The organism is Bacteroidales bacterium (assembly GCA_018334875.1).
Classification (GTDB): Bacteria; Bacteroidota; Bacteroidia; order Bacteroidales; family UBA12077; genus JAGXLC01.
Map to the genome: position 1 here is coordinate 1 of JAGXLC010000180.1, position 8,239 is coordinate 8,239.

At 42.4% G+C, this 8,239-nt stretch carries 7 protein-coding genes; 1 reads left to right on the top strand and 6 read right to left on the bottom strand.

What is annotated here, in order from left to right; translation table 11 throughout:
* Window positions 1-239 precede the first annotated feature (239 nt).
* From KGY70_13435 to bamD, 6 genes are all read right to left on the bottom strand, one after another.
* Window positions 240-1,109, bottom strand: a complete 870-nt coding sequence (locus tag KGY70_13435) for an enoyl-ACP reductase (GenBank protein MBS3776191.1) — start codon at window positions 1,107-1,109, stop codon at window positions 240-242.
* 252 nt (window positions 1,110-1,361) lie between these two features.
* The gene (gene recN, locus KGY70_13440; GenBank protein ID MBS3776192.1) at window positions 1,362-3,020 is read right to left on the bottom strand and encodes a DNA repair protein RecN; all 1,659 of its coding nucleotides are present in this window, start codon (window positions 3,018-3,020) and stop codon (window positions 1,362-1,364) included.
* Window positions 3,021-3,086: 66 nt separating this feature from the next.
* The gene (locus tag KGY70_13445; protein MBS3776193.1) at window positions 3,087-3,989 is read right to left on the bottom strand and encodes a DUF4835 family protein; all 903 of its coding nucleotides are present in this window, start codon (window positions 3,987-3,989) and stop codon (window positions 3,087-3,089) included.
* On the bottom strand, window positions 3,986-5,194 hold the full coding sequence (coaBC, locus tag KGY70_13450; GenBank protein ID MBS3776194.1) for a bifunctional phosphopantothenoylcysteine decarboxylase/phosphopantothenate--cysteine ligase CoaBC: 1,209 nt from the start codon (window positions 5,192-5,194) through the stop codon (window positions 3,986-3,988). Before coaBC ends, KGY70_13445 begins: the two co-directional genes overlap by 4 nt.
* Window positions 5,195-5,205: 11 nt before the next feature.
* Entirely contained in the window at window positions 5,206-5,565 is a 360-nt protein-coding gene (locus KGY70_13455) for a DNA-directed RNA polymerase subunit omega (GenBank protein ID MBS3776195.1), read from the bottom strand.
* A gap of 14 nt (window positions 5,566-5,579) precedes the next feature.
* Window positions 5,580-6,377 (bottom strand): outer membrane protein assembly factor BamD, encoded by a 798-nt coding sequence (bamD, locus tag KGY70_13460; GenBank protein MBS3776196.1) that lies wholly within the window; start codon window positions 6,375-6,377, stop codon window positions 5,580-5,582.
* Between the two features lie 207 nt (window positions 6,378-6,584).
* On the opposite strand from bamD, the gene KGY70_13465 reads away from it, so the two are divergent.
* The gene (locus tag KGY70_13465) at window positions 6,585-7,778 is read left to right on the top strand and encodes an aminotransferase class I/II-fold pyridoxal phosphate-dependent enzyme (protein ID MBS3776197.1); all 1,194 of its coding nucleotides are present in this window, start codon (window positions 6,585-6,587) and stop codon (window positions 7,776-7,778) included.
* The last annotated feature ends 461 nt before the right edge of the window (window positions 7,779-8,239 follow it).

The following is an 8,239-nucleotide window of genomic DNA, read 5'->3' on the forward strand; positions in this document are numbered from 1 at the left end:
TCTGCCTACTGATTTCTGCTTACTGTTTACTGCTTCTTTACTGCCTACTGTCTACTTCTTTACTGTCTTGTCTCTTTACTGTCAACTCATAACTACATTTCCCGTCTTCTCGTCTTCCTTTTTTCTTGCCTATAATCTCCGAGACGCAAGCATTGCGTCTCTACTACCTACCTTTAGCCTCTTCTCTGCTTCCTGCTTACTTCCTGCCTACTGCCTACTTCTTTACTGCTTACTTCCCCTCACTCCTTATTCTGCTTATTCCCCTCTTCGTCTTTACAGTCGCAGATGTCATCCAGGTTTTTGTTATACACATCCATGGCCTGGTGGCTCATGCCCATGCTGGAAAAACCTCCGTCGTGGTAAAGGTTTTGCATGGTCACTTTACGTGTAAAATCAGAGAACAGGGTGATACAATAATCAGCACATTCTTCGGCCGTGGCATTGCCCAGGGGAGACATGCGTTCCGAAAAATCAAGCAACCCTTCAAAACCCATTACTCCGCTTCCGGCTGTAGTGGGTGTGGGAGACTGAGAGATCGTATTGATCCGGATCTTCTTCTCACGTCCATATATATAACCGAAACTTCTGGCAATGGATTCAAGTAAAGCCTTGGCATCAGCCATATCGTTATAACCGTATAGCGTACGTTGAGAAGCAACATAAGACAAGGCAACAACGGAACCCCATTCATTGATGGCATCCATTCTTCGGGCTGTCTGTAGGATCTTGTGAAAAGAAAGTGCGGAAACATCCAGTGTTTTCAAAAAGTAATCGTAATTTGTATCATCATAGGTATTGCCTTTGCGCACATTTGGAGACATACCAATAGAATGGAGTATGAAATCGATTTTGCCACCGAATTGTTCCATGGATTTGTCGAACAGGGCTTCCAGATCTTCAACCCTGGTGGCATCAGCAGCAATGACCTGGGTGTTGAGTTTTTCCGCAAGCTCCTTTACATTCCCCATTCTTAATGCTACCGGAGCATTGGTAAGTACCACCTCTGCTCCTTCTTCATGTGCCCTTTCAGCAACATTCCAGGCTATCGATTTTTCATTTAAAGCCCCAAATACGATTCCTTTCTTACCGTTTAACAGATTATACGCCATAATATTTTTCAGGTTTAGAGTCTGTCTATAATATCCGCTGGCTGCGTTACGCTCGTTTTTCATGCCAGTCAATGCCATCTGGTAGAGACTCACGGCCGTGCGTCTCTACCAGATGGCATTCAAAACTCGCAAGCCTTGCCAGCGAAAATTCTAGACGAGAATCTTTCAAATCTCTTTGACTTTATGGACAAACACTATCTAAAAACGTGAACAAATTTAAAAGTATAAGGTTTTTTACGGGATCGATTTTTTTCAGGAGTTCCCCAAAAATTCCCTGGCATTCTGGAGAGCAGTATCGGTCAATTCTTCTCCGCTAAGCATCTTGGCTATCTCTTTTATTCTTTCATCACCACTTAGCTGTTTGATATGGGTATGGGTGGATTCATTATCGTCATATTTATAAACCATATAATGATAATCTCCTTTGCTTGCGATCTGGGGAAGATGGGTGATATTCACCACCTGCATGTTCCCTGACATCTCCTTCATAATGGTTCCCATCTTATCCGCTATATCTCCCGAGGTACCCGAATCGATTTCATCAAAGATGATGGTTGGCAATGCTTTGTTTTCTGCAATGGTTGACTTGAGGCTTAACATGAGCCTTGAGAGCTCTCCGCCGCTGGCAACTCTGGAAATTTCCTCCAACTCCACATTCTTATTGGCCGAGAAAAGAAACTTCACATGATCCAGACCATATTCATTGAATGCTTCCAGATCAGTCCGTTGGATCTTAAAGGAGGCATTGGGAATGCCCAGTTCCTTTAACATGGAAGTAATCTTCTTCTCTATGGCAGGAATGCTCTTTTTACGACTTTCAGAGAGCTTTTCAGCCAAACCGGCAAGTTCTTTTCTTTTGGATTCAAGCTTCTTCTCCAGGTCTTCCAGATGAAAATCATAATTATTGATCTCTTCCAGCTTTTTCTCCAGATCATCCCTGATCCCGATCAGCTCTTTTTCTGTTGAGACGCGGTGCTTGTGCTGAAGAGAATAGATATCGTCCAGCCTTTGCCGGATGTATTCAACACGTGAAGGATCATGTTCCACATTCTCATTAAGCATATCGATCTCCTGCGACAGATCCTGAACTTCAATATATGTGCTCTCCAACCGTTCGCTGATATCCTTAACCCTGGAATAATAATCCACAATCTTTCTCAGACTGTCTCCTGCTTCACGTAGCTGGCTTATTACGGATGACTCTTCGTTGTTTAACAAATACGAGGCATTGGTAAGATTAAACTTAATCTCTTCTGCATGATTCAATGTTTCAAGCTCACTTTCCAGTTCTTCCTGCTCTCCCTCCTTCACATTGGCTTTTTCAAGCTGGTCAAACTGAAAGCGATAATAATCATAATCGGCACTGGCTTGTTCCGCTTTTTCTTTTAAATTGTTGTACTGTTTTTGCAGCTCTTTGTATTCCTTATATTTATTTTGGTAATCATGCAGAAGCGCTTCGTTATGGGCGTAGGAGTCAACCACATCCAACTGAAAAACATTGTCTTTTAAAATGAGGTTCTGATGCTGGCTGTGTATATCCACCAGTTGATCTCCAAGTTCTTTCAGCATCCTAATGTTCACCGGCGTATCATTGACAAAAGCCCTTGACTTTCCTTTACTGCTTATCTCCCTGCGTATAATGGTTTCCTCTTCATAATCCAGATCGTGCTTCTCGAAAATTTCCTTTATCCGGGAATTTATAATGTGAAATGTAGCTTCCACAACACACTTTCTGGAATCATCCTTTAATACGGAAGTATCAGCCCTGTTACCAAGAATCAGGGAGAGGGCTCCTATCAATATAGACTTCCCTGCCCCCGTTTCTCCCGTTATTGTAATAAAACCGGGGTAGAACGTGATATGGATCTCATCTATTAGTGCATAATTTTGTATTTTCAAGGATTGAAGCATGGTATGCGGATATTATTCACTCAATATGTTCAGGTAAATTTAACAATAAAGCATGACGGTCCCACTCTACTGCGTAATTTTTTCATATCTTTCGCTATGGGAGGGATCTATCTCTGCCAGGATTTTATATACCCTTTCCGACTCATCCATGGGGGATTCTGAAAATACATTCACGAACTCATTTGATTTGGACTCGACAACCAATTTCATGAAAAACATATGGGGATCAGGCTCCTGCCGATGCACCTCCTGCAACAGCTCTAAACTTTCCGAAATTTCAGCTCTTGCCATGGAAACATTATCATGCATTTTATCAAGCCCCTGTCTATGATATTGATATATGAATTCCCTTACTTCTTCGTACTCATTGTTCAGTATATTCTCCACAAGCCAATACCGGTTTCTTCTGCTTTCATAAGCCTTCCATCCCGATCCGGATGCATTCTGTGCATTGCTCACAATCTGCTGTGCCCTTTGAAAATAGGGCGTTCCTCCTTTCAATTCAAAAGAATCATAGTCCAGGCCTATAATGATATAGGCATAATAAGCCAGAATGGAAGTAAGATTCGATTTAAATTCATTTATATCAAACTCCAGGGGTTCGTTCTCCTGGTATCTGAATTGAATATCAGTGTCCTTGTAGCTAAAAAGTGAGGTGTTATAGGAAGAATTAAACACAGGTCTCCGGGAACTCACTGTCAGGGAGCCGCTGAACTGATCTCCCGAACGGTTTTGCAGATTGATCAATATCTTACATTCGATGCGTTCTTGATTGGAGAACTCATCTTCCGTCCATATCCGGGTATTCATAAACTCATACACATCCTCCTGCAAAGTTTTAAACACCTGCTTATTGGTGCCCTGTATCTGACTGGAAAGAATCTGAACATTGCATCTAAATTCCTGGGCAATTCCTGAAAACTGGATCAGAACAAATAAAACTGCCAAATAAAATGCCTTCTTTTTCATCTGCCTTGAATTTCAATAATTTTTTGAACAATATCTCCGGCCACATTTTTTTTGGATTTCAGCTCAAACTCTTCAACCTCCCGGTGTTTATCTATAATCTTTATCTTGTTGGTGTCGAACTGAAACCCGGAACCCTCCTCACCCAACTTATTCAATACGATATAATCGAGATTTTTATTTTCTAATTTCTGAACTGCATACTCCATCTCATTATGGGTTTCCAAGGCAAAACCTACCAATAACTGATTTTCTGTCTTCATTGAACCCAGCTCCCGGGCGATATCTTTCGTCGGTTCCAGCTCTATGCTCCATGTTTCTCTGCTCTTTTTCACCTTCTTGTCAAACACACCGGAGGATTTGAAATCGCTCACGGCAGCCGATAATACGGCGCCATCAGCATCCGGAAACTTATCCGTTGCCTCCCTGTACATCTCATCGGCTGAGGTAACCCGGATCAGGTTAATATTCGCACCATGGGTTGTTAAATGGGTAGGACCTGTTATCAGATCAACCTTTGCTCCGCAGGAAGCTAGTGCCTCTGCAATGGCGAACCCCATTTTCCCGGAACTGTAATTGCCAATAAATCTTACCGGATCAATGCCTTCATAGGTGGGTCCGGCCGTGACGATATAGTGTCTGCCGGTTAAGGTTTCTTTCGCAGAAAAATGCTGTTTTATTTTTTCAACAATACGTTCGGGCTCTTCCATTCTTCCCTTGCCCGAGAGTCCGCTGGCCAGCTCACCGGTAGCTGCCTCAATAACAATATTGCCGTATGACCGGAGTGTTTCTATGTTTTTCAGATTGGCCGGATGTTGATACATATCCAGATCCATAGCAGGTGCCACCATAACATCACATTTTGCCGACATATAGGTGGTAAGCAGTAAATTATCCGCGATACCACCGGCCATTTTTCCTATTGTGTTGGCCGTAGCGGGGGAAATAATGTAGAGATCGGCCCATGAGCCCAAATCCACATGGCTGTTCCATTCACCATTCTCAGGATTAAAAAAATCAAGCAGAATGGGATTCCTGGAAAGGGTGGCCATGGTGAGCGGAGTAATAAATTCTTTGGCGTATCTTGTCATCACAACCTTCACCTCAGCGCCTTCTTTCACCAGCAACCTAACAAGCATAGCAGCTTTATAAGCTGCTATGCTACCCGTTATACCGAGAAGTATATGTTTTCCATTAAGAGGTGCCATCCTGATTATATCTATTCTTTCTTATTGCCTTCCTCAGGCTGGGTATGCTCATGTCCGGTTTTTGGATTCCGGAAATAGATCTTACCTTCCATATACTCCTGAAGGGCAATCAGCGTCGGCTTGGGCAGACGTTCATAAAACTTGGAAATCTCAATCTGTTCTTTATTTTCAAAAATTTCTTCCAGATTGTCCGTATAAGAGGCAAACTCTTCCAGTTTGCTGTTCAGCTCTTCCTTCATTTCCGCACCAATCTGATTCGCTCTCTTTGAAATAATCACAGCAGCTTCATACACATTCCCTACCCCTTCTTCCAGCTTTTTTATATCCTGTGTAACAGTTGTAGCCGGAGCTTTGGTCTTTTTATAATCCATACCTCTAAATTTTTTTAATTTTCCAGATTCCTTTGTGTCGTATCGTATATTTTTTCTACTTCCTTACTATGTTCACTATTGGGATACTCACTTGTAAACGTATAATAGGTATCCAGTGTTTCCTGAAAACGCTCTTTTTCCTTGCTCTGAACGCTGTTGGAAGCAAGCAGGAATCTCGACCTGAGTATCAGGTACCGGATATCCTCACGGTGGGTAGTGTTTGGATAACGTTTCAGGCAATTCTCCAATGCAACAACAGCCGCCTTATAATCACCCATATCATAATAAAGCTTGGCCGCATTATATGCCTTCATGGCAAGCTTGTCCCGCAACTCATTGATATATTCATGGCACTCCGCCACCTTAGGATGATCGGGATGCCTTGTAATAAACAAATTGAATTTTTCAATGGCCTTTCTCGTGTAACCCTGATCCAATGCAGGACGGGGTGACAGCTTGTAATTACATAAGGCGCTTAGAAATTCAGCATCATCAGCCCATTCGTGATTTTCAAATGTCTCGTGAAACTGTTGAAAATGATGCTCGGCCAAAATGTAATTTTCTTGTTGATAATAACTGTCTGCCAAATAATATGAAACGGTATCCGCCCTGTCGGTAGCTTTTAACACGGAATTCAACTGTTCGAACAATCCCTGGGCCTTTACATAATCCCCCTCATTGTAATACTCCAGGGCTCTGTTGTATTTCAGTTTATAGTTCGAACTTTTCAGGAGCTTGTCGTATTGGCATGAACCTGCCACTCCCCCTATTATCAGAAACAGTAGTGCTATTTTGATGAATTGCTTAAACATGGTGCAAAATTAATTTATTCCAATCGAATAATAAAATCATTCCAACATTAACGGCACGATATTATAAAATATTTTTTGCAATTTGTAAATTGATAAAAAAAACATACTTTTGTCTATCTTTTAATAATAGCGCGTCAAATATAAAAATTACACACTGTGGATATATTTAATAAGATCAAAAAAGACAAAGGACCTCTGGGCCAATATATGAAAGAAGCCCACGGGTATTTTGCATTTCCGAAGCTGGAAGGAGAGATTTCACCCAGGATGAAATTCAGAGGCAAAGAGGTATTGACATGGAGCCTGAATAATTACCTCGGACTGGCCAACCATCCGGAAGTCAGGAAAACAGATGCAGAAGCAGCCAAAGAATACGGAATGGCTTATCCGATGGGTGCCAGGATGATGTCGGGACAAACCAGCAAACATGAAGAGCTGGAACAAAAGCTGGCAGAGTTTGTTGGAAAACAGGACGCTTTTCTTCTGAATTACGGCTATCAGGGGATGGTTTCTATAATCGATGCCCTGGTCAACCGAAACGATGTAATCGTTTACGATTCCGAAAGCCATGCCTGCATACTGGATGGTCTGCGTCTTCATATGGGCAAAAGATTTGTATATCCCCACAATAATATTGAAAAGCTTGAAAAACAACTGGAAAGAGCTCATAAACTTGCTGAGAAAAACGGTGGCGGCATTCTGGTCATTACAGAAGGTGTATTTGGCATGGCAGGCGATCTGGGTAAACTTGACAGCCTCGTAAAACTGAAAGAAAAATACAATTTCAGGCTACTCGTTGATGACGCTCATGGATTCGGTACCATGGGACAAACAGGAGCAGGGACCGGTGAGCATTTTGGAGTACAGGATCAGGTAGATGTTTACTTCGCCACCTTTGCCAAATCAATGGCCGGGATCGGCGCTTTTGTTGCTTCTGAGGAAGATGTTGTAAACTATCTCAGGTACAATATGCGTTCCCAAACTTTTGCCAAATCTCTGCCTATGCCTATGGTCATAGGTGCTTTGAAACGGCTGGAACTCCTGAAGAATAACCCCGAATTGAAGGACAATTTATGGATGATAGTTGATGCCCTCCAGAAAGGCCTGAAAGAATCCGGCTTTGACCTGGGCAATACCGAATCACCGGTAACCCCGGTATATCTGTCTGGAAGTATCCCCGAGGGGTCCAACATCATCATGGACCTGAGGGAAAATTACAATCTATTCTGCTCTTTGGTCGCTTATCCGGTCATTCCCAAGGGCGAGCTTCTGATAAGGCTTATCCCGACAGCCGCCCACAAGCTTGAAGATGTAGAATACACCATCAAAGCATTCAAGGAAGTGCATGAAAAACTTCAGAACGGACAGTATCAGTCGGAACATATAGCGAAAGTAAGCTAAAGAAAAGAGACAAGACAGTAAAGAAGTAAGCAGTAAGCAGGAAAGAAGTAGACAGTAGACAGTAGGCAGTAAAGAAGTAGGCAGTAGGCAGTAGGCAGTAAGCAGTAGGCAGTAAGCAGTAAGCAGTAAGCAGTAAGCAGTAGGCAGTAAGCAGTAAGCAGTAAGCAGCAGTAAGCAGGATAAGACAACAGCGAAGAGGCTAAAGGTAGGTAGTAGAGACACAAGGCTTGCGTCTCGGAGATTATAGGCAAGAAAAAGGGAAGACGAGAAAACAGGAAGAAGGGAAATGTAGTTATGAGTTGACAGTAAAGAGACAAGACACAAGCGAAAAGACACAAGAATCAAGTTACAAGAGACATAACATAAGAAATAAGGCTCAGCGAACCTAAACCCGCATGGCTTGGTCATGCTTTTGTTGTGTAAGATTACTGCAAGCGGATTTTATTCCAAAATAACCATTT

Bases quoted from the DNA above. Each gene is read 5' to 3' on its own strand.
- KGY70_13435 (MBS3776191.1), bottom strand. From the start codon at position 1,109: ATGGCGTATAATCTGTTAAACGGTAAGAAAGGAATCGTATTTGGGGCT.
- recN (MBS3776192.1), bottom strand. From the start codon at position 3,020: ATGCTTCAATCCTTGAAAATACAAAATTATGCACTAATAGATGAGATC.
- KGY70_13445 (MBS3776193.1), bottom strand. From the start codon at position 3,989: ATGAAAAAGAAGGCATTTTATTTGGCAGTTTTATTTGTTCTGATCCAG.
- coaBC (MBS3776194.1), bottom strand. From the start codon at position 5,194: ATGGCACCTCTTAATGGAAAACATATACTTCTCGGTATAACGGGTAGC.
- KGY70_13455 (MBS3776195.1), bottom strand. From the start codon at position 5,565: ATGGATTATAAAAAGACCAAAGCTCCGGCTACAACTGTTACACAGGAT.
- bamD (MBS3776196.1), bottom strand. From the start codon at position 6,377: ATGTTTAAGCAATTCATCAAAATAGCACTACTGTTTCTGATAATAGGG.
- KGY70_13465 (MBS3776197.1), top strand. From the start codon at position 6,585: ATGAAAGAAGCCCACGGGTATTTTGCATTTCCGAAGCTGGAAGGAGAG.